General features: G+C 61.0%; 12 protein-coding genes. 8 read left to right on the top strand and 4 right to left on the bottom strand.

Features of this window, described 5'->3' with window-relative positions:
* Positions 1-12 precede the first annotated feature (12 nt).
* The 3 genes from JFU11_RS25805 to JFU11_RS25815 form a co-directional block, all read right to left on the bottom strand.
* Positions 13-384: a hypothetical protein gene (locus tag JFU11_RS25805; protein ID WP_201062506.1), complete on the bottom strand. Its 372-nt coding sequence runs from the start codon at positions 382-384 to the stop codon at positions 13-15.
* A 324-nt stretch (positions 385-708) separates the two neighbouring features.
* Complete coding sequence (locus JFU11_RS25810; protein ID WP_201062507.1) at positions 709-2,046, bottom strand: SidA/IucD/PvdA family monooxygenase; 1,338 nt, start codon at positions 2,044-2,046, stop codon at positions 709-711.
* 144 nt (positions 2,047-2,190) lie between these two features.
* On the bottom strand, positions 2,191-2,673 hold the full coding sequence (locus JFU11_RS25815) for a sigma-70 family RNA polymerase sigma factor (RefSeq protein ID WP_123720415.1): 483 nt from the start codon (positions 2,671-2,673) through the stop codon (positions 2,191-2,193).
* A gap of 337 nt (positions 2,674-3,010) precedes the next feature.
* On the opposite strand from JFU11_RS25815, the gene JFU11_RS25820 reads away from it, so the two are divergent.
* The 3 genes from JFU11_RS25820 to JFU11_RS25830 are packed head-to-tail and all read left to right on the top strand — an operon-like array spanning position 3,011 to position 7,559.
* The gene (locus tag JFU11_RS25820) at positions 3,011-4,183 is read left to right on the top strand and encodes an efflux RND transporter periplasmic adaptor subunit (RefSeq protein ID WP_201062509.1); all 1,173 of its coding nucleotides are present in this window, start codon (positions 3,011-3,013) and stop codon (positions 4,181-4,183) included.
* Positions 4,184-6,157, top strand: coding sequence for a MacB family efflux pump subunit (locus JFU11_RS25825; protein WP_201062510.1), 1,974 nt, complete (start codon positions 4,184-4,186; stop codon positions 6,155-6,157).
* A gap of 7 nt (positions 6,158-6,164) precedes the next feature.
* Positions 6,165-7,559, top strand: a complete 1,395-nt coding sequence (locus tag JFU11_RS25830) for an efflux transporter outer membrane subunit (protein ID WP_201062511.1) — start codon at positions 6,165-6,167, stop codon at positions 7,557-7,559.
* A 130-nt stretch (positions 7,560-7,689) separates the two neighbouring features.
* Here JFU11_RS25830 and JFU11_RS25835 read toward each other — a convergent pair whose 3' ends face one another.
* The gene (locus JFU11_RS25835; RefSeq protein ID WP_201062512.1) at positions 7,690-9,318 is read right to left on the bottom strand and encodes a hypothetical protein; all 1,629 of its coding nucleotides are present in this window, start codon (positions 9,316-9,318) and stop codon (positions 7,690-7,692) included.
* Between the two features lie 253 nt (positions 9,319-9,571).
* Between JFU11_RS25835 and pvdM the strand changes: the two genes are divergently transcribed.
* The 5 genes from pvdM to JFU11_RS25860 all read left to right on the top strand — a co-directional run bounded on the left by pvdM (position 9,572) and on the right by JFU11_RS25860 (position 19,290).
* A complete protein-coding gene (gene pvdM, locus JFU11_RS25840; RefSeq protein WP_201062513.1) occupies positions 9,572-10,942 on the top strand; it encodes a pyoverdine-tailoring dipeptidase-like protein PvdM in 1,371 nt (456 codons plus the stop codon).
* Complete coding sequence (locus JFU11_RS25845; RefSeq protein ID WP_201062514.1) at positions 10,939-12,219, top strand: aminotransferase class V-fold PLP-dependent enzyme; 1,281 nt, start codon at positions 10,939-10,941, stop codon at positions 12,217-12,219. Before pvdM ends, JFU11_RS25845 begins: the two co-directional genes overlap by 4 nt.
* Before the next feature lie 260 nt (positions 12,220-12,479).
* Positions 12,480-13,367 carry a formylglycine-generating enzyme family protein gene (locus tag JFU11_RS25850; protein WP_123720422.1) on the top strand — a complete coding sequence of 296 codons (888 nt, stop codon included), beginning with the start codon at positions 12,480-12,482 and terminating at the stop codon, positions 13,365-13,367.
* 80 nt (positions 13,368-13,447) lie between these two features.
* On the top strand, positions 13,448-15,106 hold the full coding sequence (locus tag JFU11_RS25855) for a cyclic peptide export ABC transporter (protein ID WP_201062515.1): 1,659 nt from the start codon (positions 13,448-13,450) through the stop codon (positions 15,104-15,106).
* 38 nt (positions 15,107-15,144) lie between these two features.
* Complete coding sequence (locus JFU11_RS25860; RefSeq protein ID WP_201062516.1) at positions 15,145-19,290, top strand: non-ribosomal peptide synthetase; 4,146 nt, start codon at positions 15,145-15,147, stop codon at positions 19,288-19,290.
* The last annotated feature ends 215 nt before the right edge of the window (positions 19,291-19,505 follow it).

The raw sequence follows: 19,505 nt of genomic DNA on the forward strand, positions 1-19,505 counted from the left end.
TAGCCCCGAAAATCAACCGATCCGTTGCCGATATCGCTCTTGATTCAAGGCTGGTGCAGCTTCACACGCAGGTGGATCGATGAGCGTCATCAGCCGTTGAATGGACGCAAAATCCGGCAGCGCCGAAGCGTAAATCAAGGCATGACGCACCTGGCGGTTATCGAGAAAGAACCCAGGCAGGTCCAGTGTCCCACCCGCCAGCGAGGCATTGATGACGACCAGATCAAATGGCTCGCAGCCGTATTCGACCAGGGTCAGCATCTCCGCAAGGCTTTGTACCGGCGCCACCCTGTAGTAATCGAGCTGATTGAACAGCCGTTCGGTTTTCATCCGGTGAAAGTGCTGTTCGTCGGCGATCAGGATACGCAAGGTTTTGTTGGTCATCGCGTGCCTCCAGGTCAATGCCTGATGAGTGAGGCGGCAAGACTACGCAAGAGCCATGAAGCGTTCTGTAGGACGTTTCCTAAAAGCTGTGTCACTTATCCCTTCAGTACATGGCTCTCAGGGAACGGGTCGGGATTCGCCGCGCCGTTGCAGTGCGGGATTCTTCAGGAGGGTTGAGGATTCTGGATTTGTGGTGCTTTCGAGGGCCCCATCGCGGGCAAGCCCGCTCCCACAGGGATCTTCAGTGAACACAGATTTGGTGACTGAAGATCAAACTGTGGGAGCGGGCTTGCCCGCGATAGCGGCTTGGCAGGCGCCGAAAATTTAGCTGGCAGTGGCCAACAACAAATCCATCACCGACCGGCCATGCCCCCACGACTTGCCATGGTCATACAGCGAACCGGCGATTTCATCGGCACGGATCGGCAGGATCGACAGCAAGGTGTCGCTCAAGCCGTGGCTGGCCTGGCAGAAGCCCTGCATGTAGATGCCGGCCTTGCAACGTTCGTCGGTGATCAGTTTGTAGTTGCGATCAACCTCGAAATCGCCCAGGTATTGTTCCAGCGGTGCCAGCAGTTTGCGGTGCATCTGGCGCTCGTAACCGGTGGCCAGCACCACGGCGTCATAGCAACGAACGGTGACTTCGCCGGTGGCATTGTTGCGTACCGCCAGCTCGATGCCGCGCTCGGTGGCGGTGGCTTTTTCAATAGTGGTCAGGGTACGGAATGCATGACGCGCAATGCCCGAGACTTTCTGACGGTAGAAGATGCCGTAGATGCGTTCGATCAGGTCGATGTCCACCACCGAATAGTTGGTGTTGTGGTACTCGTTGACCAGGCGTTCGCGTTCGCTACTGGCCTGCTGGAACACCAGGTCGGTGAACTCCGGCGAGAACACTTCGTTGACGAAAGGGCTGTCATCGGCCGGCTTCAGGGCCGAGCCACGCAGAATCATGTCCACCTGCACCGACGGGAAGCTGTCGTTCAGGTCAATGAAGGCTTCCGCCGCACTCTGCCCGCCGCCGATGATCGCGATGCTCATCGGTTGGTTGTTCACGCACGGCTGCTTGGCCATGCGCTCCAGATACTGGGAGTGGTGGAACACCCGGCCGTCATCCTTGAGTGCCTTGAACGCTTCGGGAATGCGCGGTGTACCGCCGGCGCTGACCACTACCGAACGGGTGGTGCGAACATGCTGCTGACCTTGCGTATCACGCGAGATCACTCGCAGTGCCTCGACCTGCTGCTGGTGCAGCACCGGCTCGATGGCCAGCACTTCCTCGCCATAACGGCTCTGCTCGGTAAATTGCCCGGCGACCCAGCGCAGGTAGTCGTTGTACTCCATGCGGCACGGATAGAAGGTGCCGAGGTTGATGAAGTCCACCAGACGACCGTGGTGCTTGAGGTAATTGACGAAGGAATACGGACTAGTCGGGTTACGCAGTGTCACCAGATCCTTGAGAAAGGAAATCTGCAGTTCGCTCTGGGTGACCAGGGTGTTGCCATGCCAGCGGTAGTCCGCCTGCTTGTCGAGAAACAACACATCCAGCTGGCCCTGGCTCGGCCCGCGCTCTTGCAGGGCGATGGCCAGAGCCAGGTTCGAAGGGCCGAAACCGACGCCGATCAGGTCGTGAACGATGGGCGATGCAATTGCCTGTGTCATTTCCAGTGTCCTCTGGATGAACCCCGGGCCAGCGGGGATAAAGCCTGGGTGACCTGACCGGCCTTTGGTGGCAGCAGATCGTCTGTTGAATAGGAACGAGGACAATGAAAAAAAATTTAGCGAGGCCTGATTAAACGGTGGCGATCAGTGAGCGTCCCACTGACGCATTCGCACCCGGCAATGCTTCATGGCATTGACGATGTGCTTTTCCACCAGCGCCCGGGAAATACCCAGCTGCTCGGCGATTTCCGGGTGCGACAAGCCATCGATCTTGCGCAAAAGAAAACTCTCGCGACACAACCGTGGCAACTCCGCCAGTGCGCGCTGGAGCATGTCCAGACGCTGGCCGTGATCGATACTGTTGTGGGGGGATGGCGTGAAATAGCGCTCTTCGCTGTCGAGCACGTCCAGGGATTCGACCTGCCGCAAGGCATTGCGTCGATGGTCGTCAATCACCAGATTGAGCGCGGTGCGATAAAGAAACGCCCGGGGTTGTTCGATCGGCGTCTCACTGGAACGCTCCAGCACCCGCAGATAAGCGTCATGCACCACATCTTCGGCCACCTGACGGTTGCCTAGCTTGGCGTTCAGGAAACACACCAGCTCGCGATAGTAGTTTTCCAACATGACTCCCGGCCGCACAGGGTGCGGTTTCTATCCTTGAACCAGATCCGCGACCGCCAGGCAGGCAGGCAGTGGCACGATGGTGGCAGTTTCGAGCGTGTAATTTATAGTAATTCTCATATAGATTTAAAGCGCTGTTTCTATTTGCTTGATAAATAGTGCTGTCCTATACCTGTAACCCTTGCTCGTAACTCGATACGTCCACGCTTAAATTCCCCGCCGCCTTCATCGTTTACAGGACAGCTCCCCGTGTCTGTCGGCCCTCCGACAGCGTTCGGCTGTCGGCAGATTTTGCACGCCAGCTGAGCGACGGGCCGATTCCTATTGGCCGGAACCCTGCATGAAACGTCCCCGTCACACCCGACGCGCCCTGCTTGTAGCCCTTTGTCTGATCCCCGTTATCGCCGTCGCGGCCTGGCAGGTTCTGCCTCCCGGTCGAGATCGGTTCGCCACGGTCCAGGTCGCTCTCGGCGACATTGAAAGCAGCGTCACGGCATTGGGGACACTGCAACCGCGGCGTTATGTCGATGTCGGTGCCCAGGCCTCGGGGCAGATTCACAAGATTCATGTGGAGGTCGGTGACGTGGTCAAGGAAGGCCAGTTGCTGGTGGAAATAGACCCTTCCACCCAACAGGCCAAACTCGACGCCGGGCGTTTTTCCATTGACAACCTCAAGGCGCAGCTTCAGGAGCAACGGGCACAGCACGATCTGGCCCGGCAGAAATATCAACGCCAACAGAACCTCGCCGCCGGCGGCGCCACACGCGACGAAGATGTGCAGACGGCCCAGGCCGAACTGCGCACAACCCAGGCGCGCATCGACATGTTTGAGGCGCAGATCCGCCAGGCCCAGGCCAGCCTGCGCAGCGATCAGGCCGAACTCGGCTATACGCGCATTTACGCACCGATGAGCGGAACGGTCGTCGCCCTCGATGCCCGGGAAGGCCAGACCCTCAACGCCCAGCAACAGACGCCACTCATCCTGCGCATCGCCAAACTGTCGCCCATGACAGTCTGGGCCGAAGTCTCGGAGGCTGATATCGGACACGTCAAACCCGGCATGACCGCCTGGTTCACCACGCTCAGCGGTGGCAATCGGCGCTGGAGCAGCACGGTACGGCAGATCTTGCCGATACCGCCCAAACCGCTGGACCAGACCAGCCGGGGCGGCGGCAGCCCGGCCAGTTCCAATAAAAGCGGCACTGCCCGCGTGGTGCTGTACACGGTGTTGCTGGACGTCGACAACGCCGACAATGCGCTGATGGCGGAAATGACCACCCAAGTGTTCTTCGTTTCCAATCAGGCAAAAAGCGTCCTTACCGCGCCGGTCGCGGCCTTGCAGGGCGGCCCGCAAGCAGACAGTCAATCGGCTCGAGTCGTCGCCCAAAACGGTGACATCGAGCAACGCACCGTGCGTACCGGCATCAGCGATCGCCTGAAGGTACAGATCCTTGACGGTCTGGACGAAGGCGATCACTTGTTGATCGGTCCCGCCGACGGCAGCGGAGGCTGAATGCAAACGCCTCTGATCGACCTGCAGGACATTCGCAAATCCTATGGTGGCGGCGACTCGCCCGAAGTTCACGTATTGCGCGGCATCGACCTGTCGATCCACGCCGGGGAGTTCGTGGCGATCGTCGGTGCGTCCGGCTCCGGCAAATCGACGCTGATGAATATCCTCGGCTGCCTCGACCGGCCGACGTCCGGCGAGTATCTGTTCGCGGGAGAAAACGTCGCCCGACTCGACAGCGATGAACTGGCCTGGTTGCGCCGCGAAGCGTTCGGTTTCGTGTTTCAGGGGTATCACCTGATCCCGTCCGGCTCGGCCCAGGAAAACGTTGAGATGCCGGCGATCTACGCCGGCACCCCAGCAGCTGAACGTCACGCTCGCGCCGCCGCCCTGCTCGATCGGCTCGGCCTGGCGTCACGCACCGGCAACCGTCCGCACCAGCTCTCCGGCGGGCAGCAGCAACGGGTGTCCATCGCTCGCGCCTTGATGAACGGCGGCCACATCATCCTCGCCGACGAACCCACCGGCGCGCTCGACAGCCACAGCGGAGCCGAGGTCATGGCCCTGCTTGATGAACTGGCGAGCCAGGGTCACGTGGTGATCCTCATCACCCACGACCGTGACGTGGCGGCGCGGGCCAAACGCGTCATCGAAATCCGTGACGGCCTGATCATCAGCGACAGCGCCAGCGACAACCCCGCCGCCCAGACATCGGCCAATCCCGGTGCGGTGCAAGCGGTGGATTTGCGCAAGCGGCTGACCGAAGGTGCCGAGGCCACCGGGGCCTGGAAAGGTGAACTGGTGGATGCGGTACACGCGGCCTGGCGGGTGATGTGGATCAATCGCTTCCGCACCGCCCTGACGCTGCTAGGAATAATCATCGGCGTCGCTTCGGTGGTGGTGATGCTGGCCGTCGGCGAAGGCAGCAAGCGTCAGGTGATGGCACAGATGGGCGCGTTCGGTTCGAACATCATTTACCTCAGCGGCTCCGCCCCCAACCCGCGCACGCCGCCGGGCACCGTGACACTTAATGACGTCGCGGCGCTGGCCAGCCTGCCGCAGGTCATGCGGATCATGCCGGTCAACGGTGCCGAAGCCGGGGTACGCTTCGGCAACCTCGACCACCTGAGTTATGTCGGCGGCAATGACACCAATTTTCCGGCGATCTTCAACTGGCCGGTGGTCCAGGGCAGTTACTTCACCGAAGCTGATGAACACAACGCGGCGGCGGTCGCGGTGATCGGCCATAAGGTACGCACCAAGCTACTCAAAGATGTCGCCAACCCCATCGGCCAATACATCCTGATCGAAAACGTGCCCTTTCAGGTCGTCGGCGTGCTCGCGGAAAAAGGCGCCAGTTCCGGCGATTCCGACAGCGACAACCGGATTGCGGTGCCCTACTCGGCGGCCAGTGTCCGGCTGTTCGGCACCCACAACCCCGAATACGTGGCCATTGCCGCAGCCGACGCGCGCAAGGTCAAGGAGACCGAAAAAGCTATCGAGCAGTTGATGCTGCGCCTGCATAACGGCAAACACGATTTCGAACTCACCAACAATGCCGCGATGATTCAGGCCGAGGCCAGCACACAGAATACGCTGTCGCTGATGCTCGGTTCGATTGCGGCGATCTCGCTGCTGGTGGGCGGGATCGGGGTGATGAACATCATGCTCATGACCGTGCGCGAACGGACCCGGGAGATCGGTATCCGCATGGCCACCGGTGCCCGTCAGCGCGACATCCTGCGCCAGTTCCTCACTGAAGCGGTGATGCTCTCGGTGGTCGGCGGGATCGCCGGGATCGCCCTGGCGCTGATCGTCGGCGGCGTATTGGTGCTCAGCGAAGTCGCGGTCGCCTTTTCCCTGGCCGCCGTCATCGGCGCCTTCGCCTGCGCACTGATCACCGGCGTTGTCTTCGGCTTCATGCCGGCCCGCAAAGCTGCCCGGCTCGACCCGGTCACGGCCCTTACCAGTGAATGATCGATCTATGAAACCGCAACTGAGCCTGTTGACCCTTTGCCTGTTACTCGGCGCGTGCAGCCACCCCGCTCCGCGCCCGGACAGCGGCATTCAACCACCGCCCGCCTGGCAATCGCCACACCGCGAAAGCGCTTCCCAGAACAGTCGGCAATGGTGGACGCAGTTCGGCAGCCCGCAGCTTGATCGTCTGATCGAACAGGCCCGCGTCGGCAGTCATGACCTGGCCGCCGCCATCGCTCGAGTGCGCCAGGCTCAGGCCGACACGGTGATTGCCGGCGGCTCGCAGCTGCCGGAGGTCAAGGCCGGCATGAACGCCAACCGCCAGAAACTGCTGCATGGCAAGGGCTACAGTCAACTTGATGTCGATAGCAACGACAAGGCCGTGGATTTTTTCGACGCCAACCTCAGCGCCAGTTACGAAATTGACTTCTGGGGCGGCAAACGCGCGTCCCGGGACAGCGCGCAGCAAGGATTGCGAGCCAGCGAATTCGATCAAGCCACGGTTGAGTTGACCTTGCTCAGCGGGGTTGCCAACAGCTACGCGCAAGCCTTGTCGCTGGATGAACAGAGTCGCATTGCCGCGCTGAACCTGGCCAACGCACAGAATGTCCTGAAACTGGTGCAGACCCGTTTCGATTCGGGTTCGGCCACCGCACTGGAACTGGCGCAACAGAAAAGCCTGGTGGCGGCCCAACAACGGCAACTGCCGCTGATTCGACAGCAAGCCCAGGATGTACTGATCAGCCTCGCCGCCCTCCTTGGCCGGCCGGTCCAGCAACTGCCGCCGAGCCAGGAGTCCTTCGTTCAACTTCAGTGGCCAGCCATCGGTGCCGGGCTGCCCAGCGAACTGCTCAGCCGCCGCCCGGACATCGCCCGCGCCGAAGCGCAACTGGCCGCCGCCCAGGCCAACGTCACTGTCGCTCGCGCCGCCATGCTGCCCGCCGTGACCCTGAGCGCCAGCATCGGCTCGGGCGCCAACACGGCCAACGATATTCTGCGCAGCCCGTTCTACAACCTGACCACCGGACTGGTCGCGCCGATCTTCAACAACGGCCGCCTCGGCGCCGAGCGCGACAAGGCCACGGCCCGTCAACAAGAACTGCTGGAAACCTATCGAGGCGCGATCATCAACGGTTTCGCCGACGTCGAAAAAGCCCTCAACAGCATTCGTGGCCTGGATGAGCAGCGGGAGTGGCAACGCGAAGAGCTGAACCAGGCGCAGACCGCGTTCAACATCGCTCAAAGCCGCTATCAGGCTGGGGCCGAGGATTTGCTGACGGTGCTGGAAACCCAGCGCACGTTGTATGCGGCACAAGATTCGAATGTGCAGCTGCGGTTGTCGCGGTTGCAGGCGAGCATTGCGTTGTATAAGGCGTTGGGTGGGGGGTGGCAGGCGTTGTAATAGTGGTGACAGTTAAACCGCTATCGCGGGCAAGCCCGCTCCCACAGTGTTTGGTGGTGTTCACACTATTTGTGTACGACACGGATCCCTGTGGGAGCGGGCTTGCCCGCGATTGAACGATGACTCGGTCTTAGCTGGTAATCGGCTTGACCTTCAGATTCCGCGCATACCACGGTCGTTGCGGCACGCGGCGAAACAACCCGGCGAGTTTCTTTTCGTCAGTGCCGAAGGTGATGCGCAGCGCCAGCTTCATGGTTTCCGGGTCCATTTCTACCGACTTGCCGGCCTGTAATCCCGGCGTGGTGCTGCAACCGTGGGTACTCGGGCCGAGCCACGGATCATCGACTTCAACCCAGCGACCGGGGGCGAACCAGGGCACGCCATTGACCTCGAGCCGGCTGACCTCCCCCGGATGGAAGCGCTCGTGAGCGCGGAACCAGTCTTCCAGACGATCGTCGATCCAGCCGTGGAAGTGCCAGAACACCGGGCTCACGTGGGATGAAAACGGGTCACCGAGAAAGTCATTTTCCGGTGCATACCAACGCGCGGAAAAGTCCGCTGGATCCCGAGCAAAAGGCACCGGCTGACCGTTGGATGGATCGCGCGGCACCGAGGCCCAGCGCATGTGCAGCCAGTCGTGCAGGCCTAGCTCAATCTCTGAGCCGAACTGCCCCAGGGTCAGCTTCGACAGATAACGCGGATCACGGTAGCGCGATTCCCAAACCTGAAAATTGCTGTGATAGGTTTCGGCGGTCTTGATGTCGCTGACCCACCGCGTGTACTCGGTATCATCGGCGGCCAGCCAGGTGGGTGGCAACGCCGTGCCATCGTGATTGTCGAAATAGCGGGCGAAGCCCTGACGGTCGCGTTCAAGCTCCGGCTGCGGCATCGGGAAGCTCGGCCAGGACGGCAGGTCCTGCATCGAACGCGCAGTGCCGAGCATGTGCCGGTGCATGAAGAAAAAGTCGACCCCCGAGCCATTACGGTCTTTGCGCGGCCCACGGGCATCGCGCTCCTCGCCCCGCGGGCCCGGCTGCCAGCCGATGCCGCGCAAGGCACCGCGCTGGTCTTCGGAGAGTTTGTGCCATTTGTCCCGCGTGGCGTGCCAGAGCTGGTGGAACAAGCGGTGTTCAGGGGAAATCAGCCACGCCAGCAACGGCGGATTCAGACCGACACGCTCTCGGGCTTCTGGGAACAGTCGTTTGCGCGCGACAAATCGATTGTCCAGTTCCGCCAAGCCGAGCGGGCGATCCAGACGCAGGACCCGCCCGCTGAGGGTGCCACTGCCGGCATTGCCGAAATCAGCCCAGACTTCATCGAGCACGACCGCCAGTTCATAAGCCGGTGCGCCGGTGGCCGATTGCGTATCGACCAGGCGCCAGTACAGCTGGCTGGCGTCAGGCGAAACCAGATCGCCGATCACCCTGTAACGCGGCTCGGTTTCGCTGCGTAACTGTTGCGCGGTATCGAGGCAGCCACGCAGGCCGCGGCCGCGCTGGGCGATGTCGAGAAACAGTTCCAGCCCACTCTGCGGTAAATCGTCGAGGCCCGCGCGGGAACCTTCGAAGCGGATATCCCAGATGCCTCGCAGCGAGTTGGCCAACTGCTGACCCGCGGTATCCGCCAGGTCGACGGTCGCTTCACCCGGGGTGATCGTCGGGTCTGGCTTCGTCCATTCGCGATGCCCATAAAAAGCCGCAGGCACAGCAGCACCGGTCAGCGCCAGGCCTGCCATGAACCATCGTCGAGAAATCGTCATCGCCCTACCTGTGTCAGCCATGAAGCAGGCTTTATCCAAGCTAGAACGTTTGTTACCTCTACAAATTTATGGAAGGCCTTAAAAGATCGCAGCCTTCGGCAGCTCCTACAGGTGTTCGCCGTGCCTTTGTAGGGGCTGCCGAAGGCTGCGATCTTTTGCAAGCCACCTAAATTCCCTGGCCAGCCACTCGTTCCTCCCAGATAGCAAAAGCCCCAGCACCTGTACCGGGGCGGCGAACCTGACTGAGATGGCGATGACAAAACCACGTTCGAAAAAGGCTCTTTACATCGGCCTGCCGTTGGCCCTGGCGATCAGCGCCGGTGCAGGCTTCGCGGTCTGGTATTACGGGTTCAAGGACAACCTCGGTTATCCGATCAAGGTGATGAAACAGGCCGACGAGTTGCACGAGCGCATGCTCTCCTTCGATAGCCACATCAGCCTGATGCAAAATTTCGGCACCCAAGGCAACGAGGCTGACAAGGATGGCAAAGGTCAGTTCGACCTGGTCAAGGCCAACCGCGGACACCTGTCCGGTGCGGCCCTGACGATTTTCGGCTGGCCCGAACTGTGGAATGGCGCCAACGCGCCACACAGACCCACCGCCGGTTTCGTCGAAGAAGCACGTAACCAGCAGGAAATCCGCTACAAGATTATTTCCGGCATGGTCCGCGACTTTCCCAATCAGGTTGCCATTGCCTACACCCCCGACGATTTCCGTCGTTTGCACGGAGAAGGCAAGTTCGCGATTTTCATCAGCATGCTCAATGCCTACCCGCTGGGCCATGACCTGAACCTGCTGGACTTGTGGACGGCACGCGGCATGCGCATGTTCGGTTTCAGCTACATCGGCAATAACGACTGGGCCGACTCTTCGCGTCCCTTGCCGTTTTTCAACGATTCGCCAGATGCCCTCGACGGCCTCTCGGACCTGGGCAAGCAAGCCGTGCATCGCTTGAATGACCTGGGCGTGATCATCGACGTGTCGCAAATGTCGACCAAGGCCTTGGAGCAAGTCGCGCAATTGAGCCGCACGCCGATGGTGGCTTCGCACTCGGCGCCACGGGCGATGGTCGATATCCCGCGCAATCTCAGCGACAAGGAATTGCAGCTGATCAAGAACAGCGGCGGCGTGGTGCAGGTGGTCGGTTTCTCCCAATACCTGCGACCGCTGACCCAGACCACCCAGGACAAACTCAACGAACTGCGCAAACAGTTCGACCTGCCCCCCCTGCCGAACCTCTCCATGGCCCTGATGCCGGGTGATCCGGTCATCGCCGCCTGGTCCGAGAAAAAATTCGGCCAGTACGCCAGCCGCCTCTACGCGATTCTTGAAGAAGAACCCAAAGCCACCCTCAAGGACCTCGGTGACGCCATCGATTACACGGTGCGAAAAATCGGCATTGATCATGTCGGCATCAGCTCCGACTTCAACGAAGGTGGCGGGGTCAAGGGTTGGAACAACGTCGGTGAAATTCGCAACGTCACGGCGGAACTGATCTCGCGCGGCTACTCCGAAGCAGACATCGCCAAGCTCTGGGGCGGCAACTTCCTGCGGGTCTGGGATCAGGTACAGAAAGCCGCCAAGCCGGCGCTGATTTCACATCAAGGCACGAGCAAACCATGAGCGATCGTCGAACCTTTCTGAAACAGGCCGGGATTCTCGCCGCCGGCCTGCCCCTGACTGCGGGCCTGCACAACGTTGCCAGCGCCACCCCACAGCCCTCGCTGCCAGGGGACAAATGGGCGCAACTGCGACAACTGTTCGACCAGGATCCGGACTACCTGCACTTTTCCAACTTCCTGATCACCTCGCACCCCAAACCGGTGCGTGAAGCGATCGAGATGCACCGCGCCGCCCTCGATAAAAACCCTGGGCTTGCCATGGACTGGGACCTGGGTGTTATCGAGCAGCGCGAAGAAGAGGTGCGCGTCTGGGCAGGTCGTTACCTGCAAGCCAATGCCAAACAGATCGCGCTGACCGGCAGCACCACCGAAGGCCTGGCGATGATTTATGGCGGTGTGCATGTGCGCCCCGACCAGGAAATCCTTACCACCGCCCACGAGCATTACGCGACCCACACGATCCTCAATCTGCGCACCCAACGGGACGGCACTCGGGTGCGCAAGATCAGGCTGTTCAAGGATCCGCAGACGGCCTCCAAAGCCGAGATCCTTGCCTCGATCGACCAGAACATCAAACCCGAAACCCGTGTACTGGGTATGACGTGGGTGCACTCCGGCAGCGGCGTGAAACTGCCGATCGCGCAAATCGGCGCGCTGGTGGACAAGCACAACCGCCACCGCAGCGAGCAGGACCGCATCATCTACCTGGTCGACGGCGTGCACGGTTTTGGTGTCGAGGACCTGAGTTTTCCAGCCATGAACTGCGACTTCTTCATCGCCGGCACCCACAAATGGATGTTCGGCCCCCGTGGCACGGGCATCGTTTGCAGCCGCAGTGAAGAGGTCAAATACGTCACGCCGATCATCCCGACCTTCTCCGAAGCCACGGCGTTCTCCACCACCATGACACCGGGCGGCTACCACTCGTTCGAGCACCGTTGGGCGCTGAACGAAGCCTTCAAACTGCATTTGCAATTGGGCAAGGCCGATGTTCAGGCGCGTATCCATGCCTTGAACAGCTATATGAAAAAACGCCTGCAAGCGCACCCGCAGATCGAACTGGTCACGCCCCTGAGTCCCGAGCTGTCGTCCGGTTTCAGCTTCTTTCGGGTCAAGGGTCAGGACAGCGACAAGATCGCCGCCTGGCTGATGCAAAACCGCGTGATCGCCGATGCCGTGGAGCGCGACGTCGGCCCGGTGATCCGCACAGCGCCGGGGCTGCTCAACACCGAAGCTGAAGTCGACCGCTTCATGGCGTTGCTCGACAAACAGCTCTGATCCCAACCCCATGTTGAATGTCAGTCAGTTAAGAAAAGGATGTGCCAAGTGCAGACCTGTGGCGAGGGGGCTTGCCCCCGTTGGACTGCGAAGCAGTCCTGAAACCTGCAACCCTCGTTCTGCCAGGCACACCGCATGCACCGGATTTGCGACTGCTTCGCAGCCGAACGGGGGCAAGCCCCCTCGCCACAGGGCTTGGCCTTCACTTAACTGACGGGCATCAGCCCCTGATTCCTTTCAACTTTTTATCGAGAGCAATGATGAACAGTGAGCTGCGTAGTTTTTCCTTGAAGACGCTCCCCGCACTGGCCTTCGCCGCCGTGGTTGCAAGCCTGATGCCGGGCGCCGTTCAGGCCGCAGCACCTGCCCCGCCCGGGAAAATCTTCAAGGACTGCAAGGACTGCCCGGAGATGGTCGTGCTGCCCACCGGAACCTTCACCATGGGCACTCCGGACAATGAGGTGGGCCGCGAGCCCGACGAAGGCCCGTTGCACCCGGTAACCTTCGCCAAACCCTTGGCCATCAGCCGCTTTCAGGTGTTGGCCGGCGAGTGGGACGCGTACCTGCGCGACAGCGGTTACGTCATGCCCGACGGCGACACCCGGCCGGGCCGCGAGTGCAAGGCCGGTGTGCCCCGCTATGAACGCACCGCGAGGCATCCGGCGGTGTGCATGGACTTCCCCGAGGTCAATGCCTACGTGGCCTGGCTCTCGAAGAAGACCGGCAAGCACTATCGACTGGTCAGCGAATCGCTGCGTGAGTATGCCGCTCGTGCGGGCAACAGTGGCCCGTTCCCCTTCCCGTTCGATGAAGGCAAGGAATACAGCATCGCCAAACACGCCAACACCTACGGCGCCGCCGATGGTTACAACTTCACCTCACCGGCGGGCAGTTTCCCGGCCAACGCTTTCGGCGTGTACGACATGCACGGCAACGTCTATGAGTGGACCGCCGATTGCTACAACGAGAACTACACCGGTGCACCAAGCGATGGCAGCGCGTGGTTGACCGGCGACTGCAAGGCCCGGCGCATTCGTGGCAATGACTGGGGTGAAGCACCGGTGTTCTCGCGTTCGGGCAACCGTAATGCCACCTACCCCGATACCCGTGGCGACTGGATCGGTTTTCGCGTCGCGCGGGACCTGTGATGCGCGCCCAGGAACAGCTCAACTCTTGAACCTCAACCCTTGAACTTCTGCCCTTAACGGCACTTGAAGCGGAAACCCCCATGACCTCGAATTCCCGCGGAGCCATCAGTGAAGTCCTCAGCCTGCTCAAGCCTTTTCGGGTCGTCGTGGTGCTGTCGATCATGCTTGGCATGCTGGGTGGACTCAGCATTACCGCCCTGCTTGCGACCATCAACAACGCCCTGAACGGCGAAGGCAGCCCACCCGCCAGTGTGCTGGTGACGTTTGTCAGCCTGTGTGTGCTGGCCCTGGTGGCGTCGACTCTGTCGGATATCGGCACCAATCATGTCGGGCAGCGCATCATTGCCGGGCTGCGTAAATCCCTGGGTGAGAAAGTCCTGTTGGCACCGATCGAACAGATCGAGCGGTATCGCAGCCATCGGCTCATTCCGGTCCTGACCCACGATGTCGACACCGTCAGCAGCTTCGCCTTCTCCTTTGCGCCGCTGGCCATTGCCTTCACCGTGACCCTTGGTTGCCTGAGCTACCTGGCTTATCTGTCGCTGCCGATGTTTGCCCTGTTGCTGGTGGCGCTGGTGATCGGCACCGTGGTGCAATATGTGGCCCGGGCCAAGGGCATCAAGGGCTTCGAAGCTGCTCGCGAAGCTGAAGACGAACTGCAAAAACACTACAGCGCGATTGCGGCCGGCGCCAAGGAGCTGCGCATCCATCGCCCGCGCCGCCAACGCATGTTCAGCCAGCGCATCGAAGGCACCGCCGACTACATCTGCAATACCCACATCCGTTCGATCAACACGTTCGTGGTGGCCAAGACCTTCGGTTCGATGCTGTTTTTTGTGGTCATCGGCCTGGCGCTGGCCCTGCAATCGTTCTGGCTGGGCACCGATAAAGCGGTCCTCAGCGGTTTCGTGCTGGTGTTGCTGTACATGAAAGGTCCGCTGGAATACCTGGTCATCACCCTGCCGGTGGTCAGCCGCGCCAACATCGCCTTCAAGCGTATTGCCGACCTTGCCGAACAGTTTTCCTCGCCCGAGCCGCACTTGCTGCTCAGTGACAAAAACACCCCCAAAACGGTCGTCGAACACCTCGAATTGCGAGACGTGCATTACGCGTTCCCTCCGGTGGACGGCAGCAAACCCTTCACCCTCGGGCCGGTCAACCTCTCCATCGCCCAGGGCGAAATCGTCTTCATCGTCGGCGAGAACGGCGGCGGCAAGACCACGCTGATCAAGTTGCTGCTGGGCCTCTACGCACCACAGGGCGGTGAAATCATCCTCAACGGCTCACCGGTACTGGCCAGCAACCGCGACGATTATCGCCAGTTGTTCACCACGATTTTTGCCGACTACTTCCTGTTTGATGAACTGGTGCAAGGCGACCAGCAGGTTCCCGAAGACGCCAACCGTTACCTGGAACGCCTGGAAATCGCCCACAAGGTCAGCATCCGCGATGGCGCATTCAGCACCACCGATCTGTCCACCGGCCAGCGCAAGCGCCTGGCGCTGTTGAACGCCTGGCTAGAGGAGCGCCCGGTGCTGGTGTTCGACGAGTGGGCAGCCGATCAGGATCCGGTCTTCCGGCGAATTTTCTACACCGAACTGCTGCCGGAACTGAAGTATCTGGGCAAGACCATCATCGTCATTTCCCACGACGACCGTTACTTCGATGTCGCCGATCAACTGGTGCGCATGGAAGCGGGTCAGGTCATCAGTGAAAAAGCCCCGGCCGCCACGGCCTGAGACCTGCCCGAAGCATTGCCGCCTTTTGCGAGAACCCCATGAACGAACTTCTTGATGATGATCTGCTGGCGCTTTTACTGGCCGATGCCGCAGACGATGTACAGGCCTTGTCGCCCCGCAGCCGCCTGGATCGAGCCCCGCTGTCGTTTGCCCAGCAACGACTGTGGCTGGAGCAACAATTGGCTCCGACCAGCTCGGCCTATAACCTGCCACGCGCCTTGCGGCTGACCGGCGAACTGGATACCCGGGCGCTGGAAGTGGCGCTTGATCGGGTCATAGATCGACACGACATTTTGCGCAGCGCGTTCAAGGAAATCGACGGCGTACCGATCCAGGTCGTTGAGCGTCACGCCCGTCTGACCCTGCACAAGCAAGACCTCTCGGCGCTCGACAGCCAGGCCCGCGCCGATGAACTGGCGCAGCGTATCCAGAATCAGGCGCTGCGCCCGTTCGACCTGAGCCGAGCGCCGCTGATCCGCGCTACGCTGCTCAAGCTCGATACCCTGGAGCATGTGTTGCTGCTCAACATGCACCACATCGTCTCCGATGCCTGGTCCAATGCGATTCTCATGCAAGACCTGTTCTGCGCCTACGGCCAGGCCCGCCTCGGCGATACCGCGCAACTGCCGCCACTGGCGATGCAATACGCCGACCATGCCACCTGGCAACGCGGTGCATACCTCGACAGTGCCGATTGCGCGCGCAGCGGCGATTACTGGCACCAGTACCTGGGCAGCGAATTACCCGTGCTCGAACTGCCCCAGGATTCTGCCCGCGCAGCGGGTCAACAGCACCTCGCCGGGCGCCTTTCATTGAGTATTCCCACCACTCTGTCCCAAGCGCTCAATGCCTTCTGCCAGCGCCAGGGGCTGACGCCGTTTGTGCTGGCCTTGGGCGCCTGGCAATTGCTGCTCGGCCGCTATAGCAACCAGCACGACTTCACCGTCGGCGTGCCCAACGCCAACCGCAACCGTGGCGAAACCCAGGAACTGGTGGGCTTTTTCGTCGGCACTCAGGTGTACCGGGCGCGGATCGATTCGACCCGCACCACTGTGGATTTTTTACACGACCTGCGCGGGCAATCCCTGGCGGCACTCGAACATGCCGATTACCCACTGGAGCTGATGTTCGATCAACTGCAACGACCGGGCGGCCAGACGTCCAATCCATTGTTCCAGGTGTTGTTCAACTGGCGCACCGACACGGCCGAACCAGCCGCGATGGACTGGGGCGAGCTGACACTGGAGTTTCTCGATTGCGGAGAAAGACAGGCCAAATTCGATCTCTCGCTGGACATCGACTACTCGCATCAAGGCCTTGTCGCCACTTTCGAGTACAGCCGCGACCTCTACAGCCCGGCGACCATCGAACGCATGGCCGGGCATTGGCAGAACCTGTTGCAGAGCCTCATCGAAGCCCCCGATTGCGTCCTCGGCGAACTGCAGCTGCTAGCCCCGGACGAACGTCAACAAACCCTGGCCGACTGGAATCGTCAGCCCACCCGCCTGCCACGCGAACACTGCCTGCATCACGTGATCGAAGCGCACGCCAGTAGAGCCGGTGAAGCCATTGCCCTGAGTTTTGGCGATCAGCACATGAGTTACGCCGAGCTCAATCGCCAGGCCAATCGGCTGGCCCATCGGCTGATCAGCGAGGGCGTCGGCCCGGATGTACTGGTGGGCATCGCCGTCGAGCGCACGCCAGACATGATCGTCGGCGTGTTGGCGATCCTCAAGGCCGGGGGCGCCTACGTGCCGCTGGACCCGGGCTACCCGGCCGAACGCCTGGCCTACATGATCGAGGACAGCGCCATCGCGCTGGTGCTGACGCAGACGCATCTGCGCGAACAGTTGCCGCTGCCGGCCGAGGTTCACTGCCTGTTACTCGACCAGCCGCCGTCCAGCCACCCGCAGGATGAGCACAATCCCGAAGTGGTGGTACACCCGGATAACCTGGCGTATGTGATTTACACCTCGGGCTCTACCGGCAAGCCCAAAGGCGCCCTGCTGCCGCACCACAACGTGATGCGGCTGTTTCACGCGACCGCGAACTGGTTCAACTTCAATCAGGACGATGTCTGGAGCCTGTTTCACTCGTATGCATTCGACTTCTCCGTGTGGGAAATCTTCGGCGCCCTGTTGCACGGCGGCCGGCTGGTGATCTTGCCGCACGCCGTCAGCCGTTCGCCACAGGATGTCTATGCACTGCTATGCCAGGAACAAGTCAGCGTGCTCAACCAGACGCCGTCGGCATTCAAACAGCTGATGCAGGTCGCCTGCGAACCTCAACAGTCACTGACCCAACACCTGCGTTATGTGATTTTTGGCGGTGAAGCGATTGATGTGCAAAGCCTGCGTCCCTGGTTCGAACGCTTCGGCGATCGAGCGCCGCAGTTGATCAACATGTATGGCATCACCGAAACCACCGTGCACGTGACCTACCGGCCATTGTCACTGAAGGATCTGCACTCGGACGCGACCAGCCCCCTCGGCGAGCCGATTATCGACCTGTCGTGGTACCTGCTCGACCCGCATCTCAACCCGGTGCCCAAAGGTTGCATCGGTGAGTTGTATATCGGCCGCGCCGGCCTGGCGCGTGGGTATCTGAAACGCACCGATCTGACCGCCATCCGCTTCGTTCCCGATCCGTTCGACCCGCTACCCGGCGGGCGTCTGTATCGCACCGGCGATCTGGCGCGCTACGGCGTCGATGGCGGCATCGAGTACGTCGGACGCATCGACCATCAGGTAAAAATTCGTGGTTTTCGCATCGAACTGGGGGAAATCCAGGCACGCCTGCAGAGCCTGCCAGCCGTGCAGGACTGCGTGGTCCTGACCCACGAGGGCCCGAGCGGTCTGCAACTGGTCGGTTATGTGATTGCCAGCGAACCGGCCAGCACCGAGCTGCGCGAACAGTTGCTGAACGCCCTCAAGGCGCAGTTGCCAGACTACATGGTGCCCGGCCACCTGCTATTTATCGATCACTTCCCGCTCAACGCCAACGGCAAGCTCGATCGCAAGGCCCTGCCCGAGCCGGATGTCAGTCTGTGGCAGCAAGCCTACGTTGCACCGAGCAACCCACTGGAGGAGGCACTCGCCCAGCTCTGGCAGCAATCGCTAGGCATCGAGCGCGTGGGGGTGACCGACAACTTCTTTGAATTGGGTGGGCATTCGATTCTGGCCATTCAGTTCATTTCCACGCTCAAGACACGTCTGAACATCGAGCTGCGCCTGCAAGAGTTACTGGCCCATCCGAGCATCGGCGAACTGGCGGCGTTTATTTCGCGCAAGCATCGGGAACAGACTCAGTGCGTGGTCGAGTTAAATGCAGCCCCGGCCAGCGCACCGACCCTGTTCTGCCTGCACCCCAGCGGCGGAATCGTGTTCTGTTACCAGCCGCTGGCGAAGAAACTCAAGGCCCATGCTTCGGTCTGTGGCGTCATGCATCGCGGTTTCAGCGATGGCAGCCAAAGCTGGGACGAGATGGTGGCCGATTACAGTCAAGAAATCGTCAAGGCACAACCTCAAGGTCCCTACCACTTGATGGGCTGGTCGCTGGGGGGCGCGATAGCGCTGGATATCGCCGCCACACTGGAAGGCCTGGGTCATCAGGTGGCCTTTCTCGGCCTGGTGGACAGCACCATCCCGGAACACCTGTACCCTGAGGATTTACCCCGTTATCGACGCTTGCCAAGTGCTGAACAGAGCAGCGAGGCTTCGGAAGAAATCCTCGATGCCATTCACTATTTCGATCTGCTGTTCCCGACCCTGACAGACCGTACGGCGGCGTATTTGAAAGACTCGCCACACAGCTCGGTCAAGCAGTTCTATGACTGGGCAGCAAGCCTGGTCGAACCGGGCCAAGGCGACTTGTTGTCGATCGTGCAAAGCGTGAAGAACGAAGTCATGAATGCTCAGGCGTTCTCGGTGCATGACCGTCTGCTGGAGGCCTTCAAGCTTTATACCTTCAAACCTGTGCAAGTCCGGCCCAGTTGCTGGTGGGCCGTGCCGGAAAAGACCGCGCAAGAACTGGCGTTCTGCGAGGCATTGATCCGGCGTTACAGCCCCTCGGGCGAGCTGAAATGCTCGGTGCACTCACCGCTGTTGCACCGCAGCATGATCTTTGATGGCGCACTGATCGACTCACTGATCGAAGCCTTCCTGTCCAGCACCACCCCACACTGATCTCCCCCGCCCCATCAACCCGCCGGCAGGCTGCGGCGGGTTGCCAGTCAGATAAGCCGTCATGCGGTCCGTAGCAACCTGCGTTCGGTCTGGGCCGCATTCGGAAAAATCAGGCACTGCAAAACCCTTGTGTGCGAGCCTGCTCGCGATGAGGCCATCACCTTCAACATCAATGTCGCCTGCCAGACCGCTATCGCGAGCAGGCTCGCTCCCAC

This window comes from Pseudomonas sp. TH37 (assembly GCF_016650735.1).
In the GTDB taxonomy this organism is placed as follows: Bacteria; Pseudomonadota; Gammaproteobacteria; order Pseudomonadales; family Pseudomonadaceae; genus Aquipseudomonas; species Aquipseudomonas farris.

Coding starts and splice junctions, on each gene's coding strand:
- JFU11_RS25830 (WP_201062511.1), top strand. CDS start 6,165: ATGAAACCGCAACTGAGCCTGTTGACCCTTTGCCTGTTACTCGGCGCG.
- JFU11_RS25845 (WP_201062514.1), top strand. CDS start 10,939: ATGAGCGATCGTCGAACCTTTCTGAAACAGGCCGGGATTCTCGCCGCC.
- JFU11_RS25860 (WP_201062516.1), top strand. CDS start 15,145: ATGAACGAACTTCTTGATGATGATCTGCTGGCGCTTTTACTGGCCGAT.
- JFU11_RS25855 (WP_201062515.1), top strand. CDS start 13,448: ATGACCTCGAATTCCCGCGGAGCCATCAGTGAAGTCCTCAGCCTGCTC.
- pvdM (WP_201062513.1), top strand. CDS start 9,572: ATGACAAAACCACGTTCGAAAAAGGCTCTTTACATCGGCCTGCCGTTG.
- JFU11_RS25835 (WP_201062512.1), bottom strand. CDS start 9,318: ATGACGATTTCTCGACGATGGTTCATGGCAGGCCTGGCGCTGACCGGT.
- JFU11_RS25820 (WP_201062509.1), top strand. CDS start 3,011: ATGAAACGTCCCCGTCACACCCGACGCGCCCTGCTTGTAGCCCTTTGT.
- JFU11_RS25805 (WP_201062506.1), bottom strand. CDS start 384: ATGACCAACAAAACCTTGCGTATCCTGATCGCCGACGAACAGCACTTT.
- JFU11_RS25850 (WP_123720422.1), top strand. CDS start 12,480: ATGAACAGTGAGCTGCGTAGTTTTTCCTTGAAGACGCTCCCCGCACTG.
- JFU11_RS25815 (WP_123720415.1), bottom strand. CDS start 2,673: ATGTTGGAAAACTACTATCGCGAGCTGGTGTGTTTCCTGAACGCCAAG.
- JFU11_RS25825 (WP_201062510.1), top strand. CDS start 4,184: ATGCAAACGCCTCTGATCGACCTGCAGGACATTCGCAAATCCTATGGT.
- JFU11_RS25810 (WP_201062507.1), bottom strand. CDS start 2,046: ATGACACAGGCAATTGCATCGCCCATCGTTCACGACCTGATCGGCGTC.